Annotated in this window: 14 protein-coding genes and 1 pseudogene; 9 read left to right on the forward strand and 6 right to left on the reverse strand. The window is 41.2% G+C overall.

What is annotated here, in order from left to right; all coding sequences use genetic code 11:
- Positions 1-34: 34 nt before the first annotated feature.
- From XEN7305_RS19285 to glmU, 3 genes are all read left to right on the forward strand, one after another.
- Positions 35-901: a tRNA (5-methylaminomethyl-2-thiouridine)(34)-methyltransferase MnmD gene (locus tag XEN7305_RS19285; protein WP_006511180.1), complete on the forward strand. Its 867-nt coding sequence runs from the start codon at positions 35-37 to the stop codon at positions 899-901.
- Between the two features lie 306 nt (positions 902-1207).
- Positions 1208-2239 carry an HD-GYP domain-containing protein gene (locus tag XEN7305_RS19290; protein WP_006511181.1) on the forward strand — a complete coding sequence of 344 codons (1032 nt, stop codon included), beginning with the start codon at positions 1208-1210 and terminating at the stop codon, positions 2237-2239.
- Between the two features lie 155 nt (positions 2240-2394).
- Entirely contained in the window at positions 2395-3744 is a 1350-nt protein-coding gene (gene glmU, locus XEN7305_RS19295; RefSeq protein WP_006511182.1) for a bifunctional UDP-N-acetylglucosamine diphosphorylase/glucosamine-1-phosphate N-acetyltransferase GlmU, read from the forward strand.
- Between the two features lie 74 nt (positions 3745-3818).
- On the opposite strand, the gene XEN7305_RS19300 is transcribed toward glmU, so the two are convergent.
- The gene (locus XEN7305_RS19300; RefSeq protein ID WP_006511183.1) at positions 3819-4133 is read right to left on the reverse strand and encodes a hypothetical protein; all 315 of its coding nucleotides are present in this window, start codon (positions 4131-4133) and stop codon (positions 3819-3821) included.
- Positions 4134-4554: 421 nt separating this feature from the next.
- Between XEN7305_RS19300 and XEN7305_RS19305 the strand changes: the two genes are divergently transcribed.
- The gene (locus XEN7305_RS19305; protein WP_006511184.1) at positions 4555-5517 is read left to right on the forward strand and encodes a zinc metalloprotease; all 963 of its coding nucleotides are present in this window, start codon (positions 4555-4557) and stop codon (positions 5515-5517) included.
- A 77-nt stretch (positions 5518-5594) separates the two neighbouring features.
- On the opposite strand, the gene XEN7305_RS19310 is transcribed toward XEN7305_RS19305, so the two are convergent.
- Positions 5595-6377, reverse strand: a complete 783-nt coding sequence (locus XEN7305_RS19310) for a hypothetical protein (protein WP_006511185.1) — start codon at positions 6375-6377, stop codon at positions 5595-5597.
- A 200-nt stretch (positions 6378-6577) separates the two neighbouring features.
- Between XEN7305_RS19310 and XEN7305_RS19315 the strand changes: the two genes are divergently transcribed.
- Positions 6578-7738 carry an MltA domain-containing protein gene (locus XEN7305_RS19315; protein WP_040898679.1) on the forward strand — a complete coding sequence of 387 codons (1161 nt, stop codon included), beginning with the start codon at positions 6578-6580 and terminating at the stop codon, positions 7736-7738.
- A 126-nt stretch (positions 7739-7864) separates the two neighbouring features.
- Here XEN7305_RS19315 and XEN7305_RS19320 read toward each other — a convergent pair whose 3' ends face one another.
- Positions 7865-11695: a DUF4347 domain-containing protein gene (locus XEN7305_RS19320; RefSeq protein ID WP_006511187.1), complete on the reverse strand. Its 3831-nt coding sequence runs from the start codon at positions 11693-11695 to the stop codon at positions 7865-7867.
- A 298-nt stretch (positions 11696-11993) separates the two neighbouring features.
- On the opposite strand from XEN7305_RS19320, the gene XEN7305_RS19325 reads away from it, so the two are divergent.
- Positions 11994-12722, forward strand: coding sequence for an SIMPL domain-containing protein (locus XEN7305_RS19325; RefSeq protein WP_158500424.1), 729 nt, complete (start codon positions 11994-11996; stop codon positions 12720-12722).
- A gap of 286 nt (positions 12723-13008) precedes the next feature.
- Here the strand turns inward: XEN7305_RS19325 and XEN7305_RS19330 are convergent, their stop codons facing one another.
- Positions 13009-13347 carry a P-II family nitrogen regulator gene (locus XEN7305_RS19330; RefSeq protein ID WP_006511189.1) on the reverse strand — a complete coding sequence of 113 codons (339 nt, stop codon included), beginning with the start codon at positions 13345-13347 and terminating at the stop codon, positions 13009-13011.
- A gap of 150 nt (positions 13348-13497) precedes the next feature.
- Between XEN7305_RS19330 and XEN7305_RS19335 the strand changes: the two genes are divergently transcribed.
- The 3 genes from XEN7305_RS19335 to alaS all read left to right on the forward strand — a co-directional run bounded on the left by XEN7305_RS19335 (position 13498) and on the right by alaS (position 18117).
- On the forward strand, positions 13498-14703 hold the full coding sequence (locus XEN7305_RS19335; RefSeq protein ID WP_006511190.1) for a glycosyltransferase family 4 protein: 1206 nt from the start codon (positions 13498-13500) through the stop codon (positions 14701-14703).
- 175 nt (positions 14704-14878) lie between these two features.
- Positions 14879-15328, forward strand: coding sequence for a transposase (locus XEN7305_RS19340; protein WP_006511191.1), 450 nt, complete (start codon positions 14879-14881; stop codon positions 15326-15328).
- A 155-nt stretch (positions 15329-15483) separates the two neighbouring features.
- A complete protein-coding gene (gene alaS, locus XEN7305_RS19345; RefSeq protein ID WP_006511192.1) occupies positions 15484-18117 on the forward strand; it encodes an alanine--tRNA ligase in 2634 nt (877 codons plus the stop codon).
- Positions 18118-18152: 35 nt separating this feature from the next.
- Here alaS and XEN7305_RS19350 read toward each other — a convergent pair whose 3' ends face one another.
- Positions 18153-19055 (reverse strand): hypothetical protein, encoded by a 903-nt coding sequence (locus XEN7305_RS19350; RefSeq protein WP_006511193.1) that lies wholly within the window; start codon positions 19053-19055, stop codon positions 18153-18155.
- Between the two features lie 111 nt (positions 19056-19166).
- Positions 19167-19394: pseudogene (locus XEN7305_RS29850) on the reverse strand (IS5/IS1182 family transposase); the annotation flags it as partial.

Consider the following 19394-nt stretch of genomic DNA (forward strand, 5'->3'; position numbering starts at 1 on the left):
TTTTTTTTGATTTAGGTTGATTCAACTTGCTTTTATGACTGATCACAAATTTGTTCCTCAATCAACAAAGGATGGCTCTTATACGTTCTTTTCTGATGAATTCCAAGAAGCCTTTCATTCTTTTCATGGAGCTAAACAGGAAGCGGAAACCAAATTTGTGCAGCCGACATTGCTCAAAGAAATTGCTCGAAATCGCAATTCAATTCGAATTCTCGATATTTGCTATGGCTTAGGCTATAACAGTGCCGCAGCGATGGAGGCAATTTGGCAAGTTAATCCTCAGTGCTATGTTGATTTGATAGCTCTTGAAATATCGGCGGTGGTTCCTCAACAAGCGATCGCGAACAACTTATTAGACCAATGGCGATCGCCAGTCCCCCAATTGTTAACCAAATTAGCTCAAACTAATTCTGTAAACCAAGATTACTTTCAAGGCAAACTATTACTCGGAGATGCCAGGCAGACTGTTCAACAAATCGGCTCTTGGCAAGCTGATGCAATTTTTCTTGATCCGTTCTCGCCTCCAAAGTGCCCTCAATTATGGACGGTAGAATTTATCGCAAAAGTAGCTCAATGTCTTGCCCCTCAAGGAATAATTGCCACTTATTCCTGTGCTGCCGCAGTTCGTAGGGCATTGCTTTTAGCGGGGCTAAAAATTGGTTCGACAAAGGGAGTGGGCCGAAAATCTCCTGGGACAGTTGCAGCCTATGCCGAACATGATTTTCGAGCTCTTTCTCTACAAGAATATGAACATTTGCAAAGTCGAGCTTCTATTCCCTATCGGGATTTACACTTACGTGATTCCTCGGAGATTATCCACGAGCTGAGATGCCAGGAACAACAAGCTAGTGCCCTAGAATCTACAAGCCAATGGAAAAAGCGTTGGTCGAGATTTAGATAATTAAAAAATAATAAATTGAATTACGTAAAATTACTGTTTTTGGAATTAGGATAATCAATCAAAATAGCAAAGCAGCCTCGGAATGTCAGTAAAAATGCGGATTTCAAAAATTCTCAGAAAGCTCATAATAATAAGAATAACCCTTGTAAAATTAAGATAGTATAGCGATCGATAGAATTTTTATCCAATGGCATTAAACCTTAATTAAACCTTGGAACAACCATCGCTCTTTCACCATCATCAGGCGAGGGATAGAGGTTGGAATTCTTGAGAAGTAGGATTGGAAAACTTCTTTGAAAAACAATAATGATTGACTCACTGTCTGGTTACTCTTTAACCGCTAAACATAACTTTCCTGCTGTGAATCATTCTCCTCAAATGCCAGCTACAGTCGCAGTAATTGATGATCGCCCTCTCAGTCGAATGACGGTGGTTGATTTGTTGTCTGTCGATGGCTACAGCGTTTTAGAGTTGGATGCGGAATCAGCAATTTTAGAATCAATTGCTGAAGAACAACCTGATTTAGTGCTATTAGATGTTGCTGTTCCTGAAAGTAATGGCTTTGAAGTTTGTCGACAGCTCAAAACCAATATTAGAACTAAGGATATTCCTGTTGTCTTGATGACAGTCGGCGATCGCAGAGAGCATCGTTTGCAGGTTATGGAAGCCGGAGCGGACGATTTTCTCGTCAAACCTTTAGATCGCTTGGAATTATCCACCAGGGTCAGAACTTTAATTCACCAAAAAAGGTTAAATGAAGACTTAGATCAAACTGAACAGGTTTTATTTCTGATCGCCAGAGCAGTCGAAAGTCGTTCGACCGATCGCGGTGGTTCCTGTGCTAGAGTTGCCGATTTGGTCAAGGAATTTGGCGAATATCTGCGGGTTGCCCCCGAAGAGATCGAAAACCTAGTATTTGCAGCCCATCTCCATGATATCGGCACGATCGCCATTCCTGATTCTGTCATGCTCAAAGAAGGAGAACTGACTCCGGAGGAAACGGAACTCGTCAAACAGCATGTGTTGATTGGGGAAAAGATTTGTCAGCCATTACGCAATCGTTGGGGTGTTTTACCGATTATTCGTCATCATCATGAACGCTGGGATGGTTCTGGCTATCCCGATGGACTTTCGAAGACAGAAATACCTTTTTTAGCGCAAGTATTTCAGATTATCGATATTTTTGATGCTTTGACTAGCGATCGCCCTCATAAGCAAGCTTATACTCCCTCTCAAGCTTTGGACATTATCGCCGAGGAAACCACCAAGGGTTGGCGAAATCCGGAATTGGTTTCAGAATTTACTATTTTTGTCCAGAAGTCGGAAAATCATAACTAGGTACTTATTGGGCTTTGCCCTTGAAGGCAGAAGGCAGAAGGCAGAAGGCTTAAATCTTTTCTTCCTTCGTTTATTCTAAAAATTTTGCGGTTTAAGACTAAGTCGCGTTATACTCCGAGCGGATTAACCCTAAGCAATAAGCAATCTGAACAGATATGGTAGCGGTAGCAATTTTAGCGGCAGGGCGTGGCACTCGCATGAAATCCGATCTCCCCAAGGTTTTACATACTCTTGCAGGGCGATCGCTTGTGGAACGGGTCATTGATAGCTGTCAATTATTAGAACCAGAGCACAAAATTGTCATTATTGGTTATCAGGGCGCGAAAATTCAACAGGAATTGAGTCACCTTGACGAGCTAAAATTTGTTACTCAATCCGAGCAATTGGGTACAGGCCATGCAGTACAGCAGTTACTTCCCCAGTTACAAGATTATCAGGGAGATTTGCTGGTCTTAAATGGGGATGCCCCTCTACTGCGCAAGGTGACTTTGCAACAGTTAGTGAAAACCCATCAAGAAAACGGCAATGCGGCCACTTTACTGACTGCTAATTTGCCGAATCCTCAAGGCTACGGTCGGGTATTTTGCGATCGCAACAACCTAGTTAGTCAAATCATTGAAGATCGAGATTGTACCCCCGCACAAAGAAAAAATAGTCGAGTCAATGCCGGCATTTATTGTTTTAACTGGCCAAAATTAGCTCAAGCCTTACCGAAACTTTCGACAGATAACGATCAACAGGAATATTATCTAACCGAAGTAGTTGATTATCTTGATCAGGTCATGGCAGTTGATGCTGCTGACTATTTGGAAATCACAGGCATCAACGATCGCAAACAATTATCTAATGCCTATAATATTCTCCAAAACAGAATTAAGGACTATTGGATGAAAGCTGGAGTGATGATGATCCAGCCCGAAACCATTACCATCGACGAAACAGCACAGTTAGAACCCGATGTGGTTATCGAACCCCAAACTCATATTCGAGGCAATAGTGCGATCGCCGCAGGAAGTCGGATTGGCCCTGGAAGTCTGATTAATAATAGTAAGATTGCAGAGAATGTCACTGTTCTTTATTCGGTTGTGACTGACTCGGAAGTTGCGGCTAATACAACTATTGGCCCCTATGCTCACCTAAGAGGCGCAGCCAAAATTGGGACTAATTGCCGTATTGGTAATTTTGTAGAAATTAAGAAAAGTAGTTTAGGAAATGATATCAATGCCGCTCATCTCTCCTATCTTGGGGATGCTACTCTCGGCGATCGCGTGAATATCGGAGCCGGAACAATTACAGCTAACTATGACGGAGTCAGAAAACATCAAACCATTATTGGTAGCGGAACCAAGACTGGTTCTAATAGTGTGATGGTAGCGCCGCTGACCCTAGGGGAAAATGTTACCGTAGCAGCGGGTTCTGTCGTGACTAAAGATGTTCCTCCCGATGCCTTAGTCATCGCCCGTGCCAGGCAAAAAGAAATTTCTGACTGGCAAAAAAATATTTAAAAATAAAAGTTTACTGATTAGGGTCTATCAGTCGATGGTCAAATGTATAGTTAGACGTTTTTCTTGAGAAAATCCTAATCAAAAGTCCTAATAATTTTAAGATATTGTTTATCGATTTCGACAATCTCTAAGTTAAAGGACTGATCTGCTTTGCTTTCAAAATAGACTTTGAGCTTATTTGAATCTATTATCCGCCAGTTGCCTAGTAGGGCTTGAGGTCGATCAGTTGGGCCAATAGTGTAAAGAATAAATTGCTTATTTTCTTTTAGCTCAAATCCCCCACGCCCTCGGGACGGAGGAAAATCATAATCCTCAGGCCGATAGACTTGCATCCCATTGCCATCTTCTTCATAGGAGTGAACCCAATGTTGATAAATATCAGGTGACATAAAACTTTGAACTCCTTCTGTGCAACCATAACAGAAAATTGAAATGACAATTATACTGCCGACAAAATATTTTCGAAGGTGGGTAAAGAGTAGCATTGTTAGTAAATAGTTCTACTAGTGCCTCAATTCTACACCAGCAAAATATTACAGATTATGAAATTTAAGAATTGATATTAAGAATTTACAATATCATTCTAATGAGGAGCTCAAGAACTTGTTATTGCGAGAGAAATATAAAAGAATCATATGTGATGAAGCTCCGGAAATCTAGTAATTCTCAAGAACTCTCCCTTGGTCTTAATTGACCTGAATTAGTAAAAATAATCAATTTATCCTAAAAGAGTAAGCTGGTTTTCCGATAGCTTTTCTGTTGCAAGATATACGGGAAGTATGAGTATTTACTATTTAATTAGAGTAGAGAATGAATAATTCACATCATCGAACTTGTGGTTGCATCATCCAAGATCAGATCTTGATGGAAATGGTTGAAGGATATAGAGAACGAAGAATTGAAGTTGAACAAGCTTGTCGGATAATTGAATCCGATTTAGGGGGCACTGCTCGTGGGGCCTTTGTAACAGTGACAATTCCTGTAGTAGTTCATGTTGTTTACAATGCCGCAGTAGAAAATATTTCGGATGAGCAAATTGCCAGTCAGATTCGGATTTTGAACGAGGATTTTAGTGCAACTAATCCTGACATTTCCGATGTACCAAATTTTTTTAAATCACTAATAGGTAAGTCTAGCATTCAATTTAAGTTAGCCAAACGAGCTCCAGATGGCAGCTCAACCAATGGCATTACTAGAACCCAAACAACTCGCAGTAGCTTTCCCCCAGACGAATTTCTGGCTACAGGATTTATCGAACCAGTGAAGTTTGATTCTAGTGGTGGCAAAGATGCTTGGCCCAGCGATAAATATTTGAACATGTGGGTTTGTAATTTGCGTGGTGGGCTGTTGGGTTATGCTCAATTTCCTGGTGGGCCTGCTGAAACTGATGGGGTTGTTATGGATTATCAGTATTTTGGCGATATAGGAACAGCAACACCTCCTTTCGATAAAGGAAGAACCGCAACCCATGAGGTGGGACATTATTTAAACTTGCGTCATATTTGGGGGGACGATCAAAATTCGGCAGATCCTTGCAGTGGCTCCGATCTGGTAAATGATACGCCGAACCAGGAATATCCCAGTGGCGGAATTCCGACACATCCTCGTCGAAGTTGTGGTAGTCCTGATATGTTCATGAACTATATGGATTATACTGATGATGCTGGTATGTTCATGTTCTCAAAAGGACAAGTGGTAAGAATGCAAGCTGCTTTGGAAGGGCCTAGAGCATCGCTCACAACGTCGGACGGACTGACGGCTCCTTGTGGCTAAAGAAAATTGATACTCTCCAATGGTCATTCTAGATAAGGGGGTAAACTATATCTTTTTACTCTCTTTTCTCTCTGTATTTATTTTTTGCCGACCATCTTGCGCAAACGAAATAAAACCCAAATTCCGCCAACTCCAAGTAATCCCAGTGCAGGAGAAAAGGTGAAAGGTGTTGCTCGGATATTTTCAAAAGTTAGGGGAATGCCACGTGTTGGGGAAAATTCAACAGGCACGAATGGGTTAGCAATATCAGAAGGCATTTGCATTGCCCGAGTCGGGGACTCACTCACTGGAATATCGTTACTGGAGACATAAACAAAGTTATCCATCCCAAAACCATCGAAACCACCATTGGCACTATTTAATGTAATGGTAGTAATATTGCTGTCAACCGTAAATCCAAAAAATCGTCCATTCAGGGGAATGCTCCCGACAACATCGGAATCGGCAATTAATTGAGTGACTCCTTGACTAGTGATGTCATCAAAATCTGCACCAAAAGCAGTAACTGGCAAATCAAACTTGACCATAAAAGAAGAATCACTATCTGTTTGCCCCAAGATCATGGGAGATCCATCAACGCTGAATGCAGGAACATCCATAGCTGGAGCATCAATTTTTTGTCTATTGCCAGTCCCATTGAGAGTAAAATCACCAACATCGAGATTTACACCATTGAATGAGCTATCGATGGTAAAAGAGTTAAAATTCTCTTCGTTGAAATCACCTGCTACTGCTGACTCCCAAGATTCGCGATCGTTAAAAGTCGTCAAGGTGAAAGCCTCTGCTGAGGAAACTGCACCGACAACTACTGCCAATGTTGCTAGACCTATGCTAATCTTCGGGAGACCTAGTGTGCTCATGATGCTCAAATTTGTCTATTTGATGTTGTATGCATTGATCATGAAAAACCTGCTAGGAAATAACCGTGATCTTTGTAGAGTATTGAGGTGATATTGTCCCAGTAACCTAAGTTAGTACTGACAAATATTCAATGTTTAATGTTCAATGTTTAAACTCGCGCGTTCCCTTGCGCCTGTCGGCGGCGCGGGGTCGCTCGTCAATGTTTAAAGCGATCGCAGGTTTAGTTTTAGGATGGAGTTTAGTTATCGGCTTGGGGCCAGAAGTTGCTCTGAGCTTGCCGTTGCAAAGAGTGAATGCGACTCAAGAACATAATTTTGGTTTCGATGAACAATTATGGGGCAACCTCAGTAATCCTGGTGATTTACAGTCTTTAATTGATGCTGTTGATCAAAGTCTCAAATATTTAGCAACCCCGAAGGCAGCTAAGGATTATCGTCGCTATTCAGGAACCGCATTTTCTTTGGATCGGGTGCGTCGTTCTTTGGTTCGTTTTCGTCAGCTACTCGTCACGGCCAATTCTCCCCAACAATTGCAACAAGCAGTAGAGTCGGAATTTGAATTTTATCAGTCGGTAGGCAAAGATAATCAGGGTACGGTAGAGTTTACTGGCTATTTTGTTCCTACTTATAAAGCGAGCCCTGTACCGACTGCTGAATATCGCTACCCTTTGTATCGCCGACCTGCAAACTTTGACAATTGGCGCAAACCCCATCCCACCAGAGCCCAACTAGAAGGCAAAGATGGTTTGCAAGGTCATAAAAATGTTTTGGCTGGATATGAATTGGTCTGGTTAAGCGATCGCCTTGAGGCTTTTTTGGTACAAGTCCAAGGCTCGGCAAAATTACAAATGACTGATGGCACTCAGATGAGTATCACCTATGGGGGCAGCACCAATTATCCCTACACCAGCATCGGAGGGGAATTGGTCAAAGATGGGGTTTTTCCCAAAGAAGAATTAACTTTACCGAGACTCCTAGCACATTTTGAGGCTAATCCTCAAGCTTTAGATACTTATATTCCTCGTAATAATCGGTTTATTTTCTTTTATCAGACGGACGATGTCCCGCCCAATGGGAGTTTAAGTGTTCCTGTAACCGCAGAGCGTTCTATTGCCACAGATAAATCTCTGATGCCTCCTGGAGCTTTAGCTTTAATCCAAGCACCGATTCCCCAGGTAAGTTCCCGCAGAACTTTAGAAACTAGTTCGGTGACACGCTATGTTTTGGATCAAGATACGGGAAGTGCTATTAAAGGTGCCGGCAGAGTTGATATTTTTCTGGGGAGCGGAGAGCTCGCAGGCGATCGCGCAGGCTTATTAAATGGTCCGGGAAAACTTTATTATTTGTTGTTAAAAGATTAGGGAATGGGGAATAGGGAACGGGGAACAGTTTCAATCCATCTGCCATCTCTCTTGGTGCGCGTTCCCTAGCGCCTTACAAAGGCGCGGGGTCGCACCGCTGCCATCTGCATTCAAAGGCAAAGCCTGTCAAACCCCTGTAATGGTAATAGTTGCGATCGCAGTGTCAAACCCGCCATTGCCATCGGTAATCGTGTAACCAAAGCTATCTGTAGCTGATTCCCCGGCAATTAAAGTCTCAAATTGTCCATTGGGATCATAGCCGAAAGTACCATCTCCATTATTGGTAACAAGCCCTAGAGTAATGGTGGTGTCAATTGCTGTAACCGTGAGAGTATCCCCATCAAGATCGGTATCATTGCTCAGAACATTGGTGGTAATAAAAGCAGTATTTTCATCGGTGTTAAAATCTCTGCCAAACACAACATAATTTTCTCCCGAATTGCTGCCACTAAGATCTTCTCCAGGTGCGCCGATAACTATATCGGCAATACCATCACCATTGAGATCTCCTGCATTACTCACTAATGCTGAATCTCCTGAAAAATCATTGGCATCAAAACCGTTAAGAACAAAGCCATTATTGCCATCTAGATCAGATAATTCCAAGATTCCTGAAATGCCAAGATTGCCATTGCCAAATACGACATAACTAGCCCCTGCTGAAATATTACCGTTGGGGGCTGCTTCAGGAGCCATAATAATCAGATCGGCAATACCATCACCATTGAGATCTCCGGCACTGCTCACCGAAGCTCCTGTGCGATCGCCTTCATTAATGCCATTAATCACAAAACCATTACTGCCATTAAGATCAGATAGCTCTAATGTTCCTAAACTGCCAAGACCAATACCGCCAAAAACCACATAACTAGCCCCCGAAAAATCCCCATTGGGACTAGCTTCTTCGGCACCGATAATTAGATCCTCAATGCCATCAGCATTCAAATCTCCGGCATTACTGACAGAAACACCTGAACCATCGAAAGAATCAACCCCATTAATCACAAAACCATTGCTGCCATTAAGATCAGATAACTCTAATGTTCCGGAATTGCCAAGATTACCATTGCCAAATACAACATAACTTGCCCCTGCTGAATTATTCCCGTTGGGGTCGGCCTTAAAAGCACCAATAATCAAGTCGTCGATGCCGTCCGCATTCACATCTCCTGCATTGCCAACGGAAATTCCTGAATTGTCATCATCAACAATGCCGTTAATCACAAAACCATTATTTCCATTAAGCTCAGAAAGTTCGAAGCTTCCCAGATTACCTATATTCGCGCTGCCAAAAACTAAATAACTGACTCCTGCTTCACCATTGCCATTAGAATCGGCTTTAAATGCGCCAATAATTAGGTCGTCGATCCCATCACCATTGACATCTCCCGCATTACTGACTGAATTTCCTGAATTATCAAAGTTATTGATGCCATTGAAGACAAGGCCATTACTACCATTAAGTTCCGATAGCTCTAATGCTCCTGTCGCACCGATATTAATCCCCCCAAACACCAGGTAGCTTGCTCCAGAACTATTGCCATTGGGGTCTGCGACCGATGCTCCGATAATCAGGTCATCAATGCCATCTGCATTCACATCTCCCGCATTGCTAATAGCATTTCCAGAGCGATCGAATAGGTCAATGCCATTGATCACAAAACCATTACTACCATTGAGATCTGATAGTTCCAATATGCTTGAACTATTAATAGTATTACTACCAAAAACAACGTAACTCTCCCCTGCTGAGTTATTGCCATTTGGAGCAGCTTCAGAAGCTCCAATAATTAGGTCGTCAAGACCATCTCCATTAAGATCTCCCCCATTGCTAACGGCAATCCCCGCGCGATCGCCTAAGTCAATGCCGTTAATCACAAAGCCATTGCTGCCATCAAGCCCCGATAGCTCAAAACTGCCAGAACTCCCAATATTTATACCCCCTAGTACCACATAACTTCTTCCCGAATTATTGCCCCCAGCATCAGCGTTTGGTGCACCGATAATTAGATCATCAACGCCGTCTTGATTAAGATCTCCTATACTGTTCACCGAGGAACCTGAGCGATCGTTATCGTCAATCCCGCTCAGAATTAAACCATTGCTACCGTTGAGATCAGATAATTCAAAGACCCCAGATGTACCAACATTACCACCACCAAAGACGACATAACTTTCTCCTGAAGAGGAATAATTGCCATTGGGGTCAGCCCCAGATGCGCCAATAAGCAGATCCTCAATGCCATCCCCATTAAGGTCTCCCCCATTACTTACAGAAGTCCCAGAATAATCCCCCGCATCGATGCCGTTAATAATAAAACCATTGCTGCCATTGAGATTAGAAAGCTCAAAATTACCCGAAGTACCAATCTCGTTGCTGCCAAAGACCAGATAACTTTCTCCTGCATCTAACTTGCCATTAGGATCTGCATTGGGTGCGCCAATAATTAGGTCGTCGATGCCATCATTATTGAAATCTCCTGCATTGCTAACGCGATCTGCATTGTCTTCTATATCAATGCCGTTGAGGATAAACCCATTGTTGCCATCAAGTTCTGATAGTTCTAATGTGTCAACACTGCTGATATTAGGATCACCAAAGACCACATAGGTTTCTGAGGCTAACCCTAGAGGCACACGGGAATCTCTAGATGCCCCAATAATTAGATCATCGAGACCATCCCCATTGATATCACCCCCCTTGCTAACCGAGGCACCACCATTCAGCACTAGACCATTACTGCCATTGAGAGCAGATAGTTCTAATGTTCCAGAATTCCCCACGTTGCCACCACCAAAGACAACATAACTTTTTCCGGGATTGCTATCAGGTGAGGTAACAGGTGCGCCAATAATCAGATCGGCTATGCCATCACCGTTGAGATCTCCCGCATCGCTGACAGAATATCCTGCGCTATCAAAGGCTGCGACCCCGTTAATCACAAAACCATTGCTGCCATTGAGATTAGAAAGCTCCAAACTACCAGAGATTCCGATATTATTTTCCCCAAAGATGACATAACTCGCCCCTGAATCATAATCATTGGGTTCAGCACCCCAAGCACCAATAATCAGGTCATCGATGCCATCGCCATTAAAATCTCCTAGACCACTGATGGCTCCTGAGCGATCGCCTGCGGCAATGCCGTTAATCACAAAACCATTGCTGCCATTGAGATCAGAAAGCTCAACAACCCCAAAATTACTTATTAAATTACTACCACCAAAGATAATATAGCTTTCTCCTGCTCCACTATTGCCATTGGGGTCGGCATTTATGGCGCTCACTAGCAAATCATCGATGCCATCTCCATTGATATCTCCGACATTAGTTCCTTCATTTAAATTGTCGTCAGCGTCAATACCATTGAGAATAAAACCATTACGGCCATTAAGCGTCGCAAGATCGATTTCTCTGGGAAAGGGGTCATCATTGGCCACAGGAGCAGCAAATATTCCTTCATAGGTATTTTGAGTTGCGCAGCTAAAAGCAATTTTCGGACGAGTTGACTTTGCAAACTTGCCTCTGGCAAAATCTAGTTCCCAGTTGCCACCTTGGTCAGTATTGCCGACCGGAGTGCTCGAAGCCTGGATCTGGGTATGGGTTAGTTGTTGTAATTTCGTCAGAAATTCTTTTCCCGTATCTGTTTGGGCGATATTGCAGCCATAGAGAAGAAGATTAGCAGATTGGGAAAACCAGGTTGTCAGTTCTGTTGCGTATTGGGGTAGATTATCGAGACTTAATTCGCTATTGCCTAAGTAAATACAACCTGGGGAACCATGACTAACTAGATGAAGGGTATCAATGTGAGGATTGGCTTGTAGAATCTCGGTAATTTGAGCAATCCCATCGCGATCGCCGTCCAGAATTGCTACTTTTGCTCCCGAAACAATTCCTGTGGCAAGTTGGTGAGGATTAGTAACATGAGGATCGATGATTACAAGTAGGTTACTCATTACGTTTAGACATAGAACTGTAGAGTATTTAAGATATCAAAACCGTTATCTTTGTTCCAAACAATGTAATCATCTTCTCAACATAATGTAATCATGTCCTCAACATACGGTAGATTCTTGTTTGCCAATGAATGCAATAGTCTGATTTTGGTTATTGGCGATCGCTAAACTTGGCTTTACCACCACTAAAAGACTGAACTAACTTTAAGGAATTATTAATTCTTGGATTAAATTCCAATAGTTTTAGTTAATTTGGGGAAGCCCAATGTTAAGAGTTCTGAATCAACTCTCAATTCTCATGAATGAAGTAATAGGTAATTTGGACCCCCTTACTGGTGCTACTACTCAAGATTTTCTACTTTATGGGTCAGGAGATCCGCTGACAGGAAGTCCCACAGATGCGTCTGGAACTTTGGAGGTTACTGGTCAAGGAATTATTTCTGTTCCCACTAATACAGCTGTGATCCAAGTGGGAATAAGAGTTGAAGGGGATGCGGCCTCGGAAGTTCAACAGGAAGTGGCTCAACTGTCATCAGCTGTTGTTGATCAGCTCACTCAACTGGGAGTAAATGACCTACAAACAATCAGGATTAGCTTAAACCCAAATCTGCAATTTGATCAAGGTCAAAGCACAGTGGTTGGATTCACTGGCACTAATATCCTACAGTTTGAAGTCCCGACAGAGCAGGCAGGAGCGACAATTGATGCAGCTATACAAGCAGGCGCTAACTTAATCCAAGATATTAGCTTTACTGCCCCAGAGGCTGATATCAATCAAGCGCGGATTGATGCACTGGAATTAGCAATTCAAGATGCTCAGATTCAGGCTGGTTCTGTCTTTGACACTCTTGGGTTCCAAATTGTTGATATTGTTGATATTGATATTTTAGGGGTTAGCAATCCTCCATCAAATGCTCCTTTTTTGGAGTTTGATGCTCTGGCTTTTTCGGCATCTACTCCTATCATCGGTGGAGAGCAAGAAGTGATTGCCAACGTTGCGCTGGATATTAATTATGCCCCGTTGTAGATATTTATTTATGGTTAATCTTGGTAATTGCGATCGCTTTTTGTTAATATAATATATATTAATTGGCTCCTCGACTTTATGCTCGGCGATGCAGAACCAGAACCTTTCATCTCTGCAAATACTTCTTAATTTTTGAATTTGGAATTGCTGGCGAATGGCCATTCGCCCCTACTATAATATGTTGTGAACATTATTTAATACTGTCCTCTTTTCTCAATTGCAAAAAACACACTGTCCTTTGGCTTAAATCTTACTAATTACTCATTACTTATTACTAATTACTCATTTAAATCGCCGTAATTCCCTTTTCACCTGTTCTAATTCTAATAATGTCATCAACAGGGGAGACAAAAATTTTCCCATCGCCAATTTCCCCACTCCGGGCAGCCAAGGAAACTTCTTGCACAACTTGTTCCACCAACTCATCATCAATCACAACTTCAATTCTGACCTTAGCAAAAAAATCAATCTTATACTCTTTTCCTCGATATCGAGTAGTTTGCCCCTTTTGGCGGCCAAATCCCCGCACCTCTGAGACCGTCATGCCAATTACCCCAGCACCTACTAGAGCTAATTTGACATCTTCTAATTTATGAGAACGAATTACAGCTTCTACTTTCTTCAAAGTTTTTCTCCCGAAATTATATAAAAATTGATGGCCTATAATTGATCACCACTATAGTATTTCTACTCATGGCAATCATCAAAATAAATATTACTTTAGTTTAAGTTGACTTTTTGCCATGCTCACTATTTTGGCTTTTGACTTAAAGATATGCGAATTTTATTTCTGCACCCCAACTTCCCAGCACAATTTAGACATTTAGCCGCTACTTTAGGTAAAAACAAAAAAAACCAAGTGATGTTTGGTACCAATCGCCGCGAAGGTCAGATTGAGGGCGTCACCAAAGTCCTGTATGAAAAATCTCGCACTGCCAGAGCCGAAACTCATCATTATGTAAGACCTTTAGAAAATGCCGTTTTAGAAGGTCAGGCTGTATATCGCTTAGCGCAAACTTTAAGAGAAAAAAGATTTTCCCCCGATATTGTCTATGGTCATTCCGGTTGGGGGCCTACTTTATTCGTCAAGGATATCTTTCCTAAGGCCAAGCTTTTATGCTATTTTGAATGGTTTTACCGTGCTCACGGTTCAGATGCTGATTTTGACCCGAGTGATCCACTAAATGCCGATGATGAGGCGAGAATTAGAATTAAAAATGCCCCGATTTTAATCGATTTGTACAGTTGCGATCGCGGACTATCCCCCACTAATTGGCAACGACAACAGTTTCCCAAAGAATTTCACGATAAAATCAAAGTCCATCATGATGGTATTGATATCGACTATTTTCAACCGATTCCCAATGCGAAATTAGTTCTACCGCGAATGAATTTGGACTTATCAGGAGTTGATGAATTAGTCACCTATGTTGCCCGAGGAATGGAACCCTATCGCGGGTTTCCCCAATTGATTGAAACGATTTCAATTCTGCAAAAAAAACGACCTAAATGTCATTTTGTGATTGTCGGCAAAAATCGTGTTGCCTATGGGAAATCTCTACCTGATGGCAAAACCTACAAGGAAGCCATGTTAGAGAAATTTCCTCTCGATACGAATCGGATACATTTTACCGGTTTACTTCCCTATGACGAGTATTTAAAGGTATTGCAAGCCTCGACTGTACATGTATATTTGACTCGTCCTTTTGTCCTTTCTTGGTCAATGCTCGAAGCCTTATGTACTGGTTGTTTAATTGTGGCCTCCGACACTCCGCCGGTTAAAGAATTAATTCAAGATGGGGTTAATGGTTTACTCGTCGATTTCTTTAAACCTAAACAAATAGCAGCCAGAGTTATAGAAGCCTTGGATAATCCCGATCGCATGGCGAGAATCAGGAAAAGAGCCAGAGAAACTATTGTTGATAAATATGACCTTGCTAAGTTATTACCTCAACATTTGGATTGGATTAAGGGGAATTGAAAATTTTATCTCATTTTTAGATGTTTTCCTTTTCACATGAAATACAATCCAGCAAAGCATCACAGAAGATCTATTCGATTAAAAGGATACGATTATTCCCAAGCAGGATTTTATTTTGTCACAATTTTGTTGTTACCAAAGGCAATGTTTATTTGGCGAAATTAGCAATGGCATAATGCAATTTAATCAATATGGTGAAATTGTCGCGGAAACTTATCAATGGTTATCTCAACGCTACCCATATTTAATTTTAGATGAATGGATAATTATGCCTAATCATTTTCATGGAATTATGGTTATATCTAATAAACACCGTAGGGGCGATTCGCGAATCGCCCCTACATTAACCAGGAAAGACGTTGTTTTAACCGAACAAAATTTACCAATTAACCCGGAATTGAAACCTAAAACCTTGGGACGTTTAATTGGTGTATTCAAAACCATTTCCACCAAACAAATTAATTTAATTCGTAAAGCGCCAGGAATGCCTGTTTGGCAACGTAATTATTATGAGCATATTATCCGTAACGAAAAATCGTTAAATAAAATTAGAGAATACGTTGTTCATAATCCCTTATCTTGGCAAGACGATCAATTACACCCTAATAATCCATCAAAATGGTGAATTGGATCATTTTTTACGATTATGATTTTGACCTAATATATTGCTGTAGGGGCGATTCGCGAATCGCCCCTACTTTTTCGTTTTTGCACGAAACGAATAGATCCCTAAAAATGCAAAAATGAATACATACAACGATTTGCATTACATAAACTACTATGGCTGAATCTCTACCCTATCTTAGCGGAAGCGAGATCCGTGATAAATTTCTCAAATTCTTTGAAACCAGACAACATAAAATTCTACCCAGTGCATCCTTAGTCCCCGAAGATCCCACTGTCCTCTTAACGATCGCGGGTATGTTACCCTTCAAACCAATCTTTTTGGGACAGGAAAAAGCACCTCAACCTCGCGCCACCACATCCCAAAAATGTATCCGTACCAACGACATCGAAAATGTAGGGCGGACTGCCAGACATCATACTTTCTTTGAGATGCTAGGCAATTTCAGCTTTGGTGATTACTTTAAAGAACAGGCGATCGCCTGGGCCTGGGAACTTTCGACCCAAGTATATAAACTGCCACCCGACAGAATCATTGTTAGTGTTTTTCAAGATGATGATGAAGCTTTTGATATTTGGCGCGATCGCCTAGGAATTCCCGCTCACCGCATTCAGCGGATGGGAGAAAAAGATAATTTCTGGAAATCTGGGGCAACTGGCCCCTGCGGCCCTTGTTCGGAGCTATATTACGATTTTCACCCAGAATTGGGCGATCAAAATATTGATTTGGAAGACGATAGCAGATTTATCGAGTACTATAACTTGGTATTTATGCAATACAATCGCGATGCCGATGGTAATCTAGCACCTTTAGAAAATAAAAATATTGATACAGGATTGGGCTTAGAGAGAATGGCGCAGATTCTCCAACAAGTACCAAATAACTATGAAACAGATTTAATCTTTCCTATTATTAAAACTGCTGCTGAGATTGCAGATATTGATTACATCAAGGCTGACGGGAAAACCAAAACCTCTTTGAAAGTAATCGGTGATCACGTTCGCTCGGTGGTTCATATGATTGCCGATGGGATTACTGCTTCCAATACAGATCGCGGTTATGTCCTGCGTCGTCTGATTCGTCGAGTGGTGCGTCATGGAAGATTAGTGGGAATTGAAGGCAATTTTGTGAATCAGGTCGCCGAAACTGCGATCGCCCTATCAGAAGTCGCCTATCCTAATGTGCGATCGCGCTCAGAATTTATCAAAAATGAATTACAAAGAGAAGAATCGCAATTCCTCAAAACTTTAGAGAGAGGAGAAAAATTACTAGCAGAAATTCTGGAGAAAAAACCCCAACAAATATCTGGAGTTGAAGCTTTTACTCTCTATGACACCTATGGTTTCCCCTTAGAATTAACCCAAGAAATTGCTGAGGAGCAGGGTTTAACGGTCGATGTGGATGGCTTCAACGTCGAGATGGAGCAACAACGCGATCGCGCTAGAGCAGCCCATGAAACCATTGACCTAACTGTCCAAGGTAGCATCGATAAGTTGGCAGAACATATCCATCCTACAGAATTTTCTGGGTACTCTGAGTTGCAATCTGCGGTCAAAGTAGAAGCAGTCTTGGTAGAAGGCAAACCAGTAGAAGTTGCTGAAGCTGGGGCAGAAATACAAGTAATTTTAGATCGCACGCCTTTTTATGGTGAATCTGGGGGACAAGTTGGGGATAAAGGTTATCTTTCTGGGGATAATCTGGTAATTCGCATCAGCGATGTCCAAAAAGAATCTGGTTTCTTTGTTCATTACGGAAAAGTTGAGCGCGGAACTCTTAAGACAAGTGAGACTGTCACGGCCAAAATAGATCGCGCTTGTCGTCGTCGTGTTCAGGCAAACCACACCGCAACCCATTTATTGCAAGCAGCTCTCAAGAAAATAGTTGATGATTCAATTTCTCAAGCAGGTTCTCTCGTAGATTTCGATCGCCTGCGTTTTGATTTCAACTCGCCCCGTGGTTTGAAACCAGAGGAAGTACAACAAGTAGAAGAGTTGGTCAATACTTGGATCTCAGAAGCTCATACAGCAGATGTCAATATCATGGCAATAGCCGAAGCAAAAGCTAAAGGTGCAACGGCCATGTTTGGGGAAAAATATGGTGCAGAAGTTAGAGTAATCGATTTTCCTGGAGTTTCGATGGAACTTTGCGGCGGAACCCATGTTAACAACACAGCGGAAATTGGCGTATTCAAAATTATCTCGGAAACAGGTATTTCTTCAGGAATCAGACGGATTGAAGCTGTTGCCGGAGCTGCTGTCTTAGATTATCTCAAGGTTAGAGATAAGGTGGTCAAAGAGTTAAGTGAAAAATTCAAAGTCAAACCTGAAGAGGTTGGGGAAAGAGTTAATAATTTACAAAGTGAGCTGAAAGCAACCCAAAAAGAATTGGCAGCGCTGAAGCAAGAATTGGCTGTGGCCAAATCTGATGGATTATTATCTCAGGCAGAAGCGATCGGTGAGTTCAAAATCTTAGTGGCAAATATGGGTGATCTTGATGCCAAATCTTTACAAGCTGCGGGAGAAAGATTACAACAAAAGTTGGGCGACTCGGCCGTAATTGTCGGTTCGATTCCTGCTGCCGGAAAAGTAAGTTTAGTGGCCGCTTTTAGTGAAAAGGTTATTAAAGAAAAGAAACTCCAAGCAGGTAAATTTATTGGCGGAATAGCAAAAATCTGTGGTGGCGGAGGCGGTGGCCGACCAAATCTGGCTCAAGCTGGCGGGCGCGATGCTAGTAAGTTGGGAGAAGCTTTGGATAGTGCGAAGCAGCAATTGGTTGAAGGTTTGGGTTAATTTGATGGGTGGGTTAATTCCCACCTTTAAATAATTTATCTTTTTTGAGGAAGTTCTGTATATACTCCAATTTTTAATTTCTGAGCTTCTACTTGTTCTTTTACTTTTTGCCAATTACGATAATTGTCTTGGATAGTAGCCTTGGCACTACTGGTCGAAGAAGGTGTAAATTTTACTCCTTGATTTTTACCATGATTAATAACTTCAGGAATATAGATAACAGGACGTTTAAATCCTTTAATCATATTGTCTTTATAAGGTAAACAAGGAAAAAAGCTAAACATTTCATCAACCAAATTCTCAACAGTTGCACCAAAATATAGTCTAAATACAGATCCTTTAGTACAATTATTGTTACTACCAGTATTACATGTATTGTTGATATTTATTATCTGTGATAAGGTAACATCTGCATAAACCAAGCTAACTTGACTTTTGATTTTTTCTATGGATAAATTGTTATCTAATATCAGCTCGTAATATTTATCTACAACAAAAACAGTGTCTAAAATAAATTTGCCTGATTTTTGCGACCCGAATAAAATGACCGAGCCTCTTTTCAAAGACTTTAATTGAGAAAATTGATCTTGATAACAAAAAACATAATGAAAATTATTACCAAAAACCAAAGGGTCGGTATTTTGTAAACCCTTTTTATTATGAGTAATTGAGTAGTATGGTTGATAAAGATACTTTGGATATCCTTCTCTTATTTCATCAAAATTTTGAATAACATCAGATTGTGCTTCCCATTCTCCCCAAAAAACTAAATCACTATCTTTTGAACAATTATTTTCTAAATATTTCCCAGGATTTTTAAGAAATTTGCGTTTATGTTGTTTTCTAGTATTCCAAGAAATATGATTCCTGTTTCCCTGATCTGGACTGTGCTCACAGCCAGGATGCATAAATTGAACAAATAAAAGCTTGTCTTGCATAACTTCTTGTCCTGCATAACTTGTAGTAATTTTATTTTATATTAGTTTGATAATAATATATTTAGGGTTTGCTGAAAAAGTGAGAGGAAAGGTTAACTGTAATAAAACTGTTTAATAAGTAATCTTTTCTGATAGCAAATAAGCTTTAATATCAAGTTTAATTATATAAAACTCACAAATAAAGTCTAATTTATATGGATTCATTAATGAGAACAAAAAAAGACAGTAAACCTGTCTAAGCAGGGTAGAAAGATTGATTACTAAAAAGATAATTGAAATCGAAGTTTCTGAGGTATGAGATAGCTTCGTCATGATACAACCGAGGCCATACCGTCTTTT

Source organism: Xenococcus sp. PCC 7305, assembly GCF_000332055.1.
Classification (GTDB): Bacteria; Cyanobacteriota; Cyanobacteriia; order Cyanobacteriales; family Xenococcaceae; genus Xenococcus.

What these genes read in the sequence shown, in the direction of transcription:
- XEN7305_RS19285 (WP_006511180.1), top strand. Translation starts at nt 35, where the DNA reads ATGACTGATCACAAATTTGTTCCTCAATCAACAAAGGATGGCTCTTAT.
- XEN7305_RS19290 (WP_006511181.1), top strand. Translation starts at nt 1,208, where the DNA reads ATGATTGACTCACTGTCTGGTTACTCTTTAACCGCTAAACATAACTTT.
- glmU (WP_006511182.1), top strand. Translation starts at nt 2,395, where the DNA reads ATGGTAGCGGTAGCAATTTTAGCGGCAGGGCGTGGCACTCGCATGAAA.
- XEN7305_RS19300 (WP_006511183.1), bottom strand. Translation starts at nt 4,133, where the DNA reads ATGTCACCTGATATTTATCAACATTGGGTTCACTCCTATGAAGAAGAT.
- XEN7305_RS19305 (WP_006511184.1), top strand. Translation starts at nt 4,555, where the DNA reads ATGAATAATTCACATCATCGAACTTGTGGTTGCATCATCCAAGATCAG.
- XEN7305_RS19310 (WP_006511185.1), bottom strand. Translation starts at nt 6,377, where the DNA reads ATGAGCACACTAGGTCTCCCGAAGATTAGCATAGGTCTAGCAACATTG.
- XEN7305_RS19315 (WP_040898679.1), top strand. Translation starts at nt 6,578, where the DNA reads ATGTTTAAAGCGATCGCAGGTTTAGTTTTAGGATGGAGTTTAGTTATC.
- XEN7305_RS19320 (WP_006511187.1), bottom strand. Translation starts at nt 11,695, where the DNA reads ATGAGTAACCTACTTGTAATCATCGATCCTCATGTTACTAATCCTCAC.
- XEN7305_RS19325 (WP_158500424.1), top strand. Translation starts at nt 11,994, where the DNA reads ATGAATGAAGTAATAGGTAATTTGGACCCCCTTACTGGTGCTACTACT.
- XEN7305_RS19335 (WP_006511190.1), top strand. Translation starts at nt 13,498, where the DNA reads ATGCGAATTTTATTTCTGCACCCCAACTTCCCAGCACAATTTAGACAT.
- XEN7305_RS19340 (WP_006511191.1), top strand. Translation starts at nt 14,879, where the DNA reads ATGCAATTTAATCAATATGGTGAAATTGTCGCGGAAACTTATCAATGG.
- alaS (WP_006511192.1), top strand. Translation starts at nt 15,484, where the DNA reads ATGGCTGAATCTCTACCCTATCTTAGCGGAAGCGAGATCCGTGATAAA.
- XEN7305_RS19350 (WP_006511193.1), bottom strand. Translation starts at nt 19,055, where the DNA reads ATGCAAGACAAGCTTTTATTTGTTCAATTTATGCATCCTGGCTGTGAG.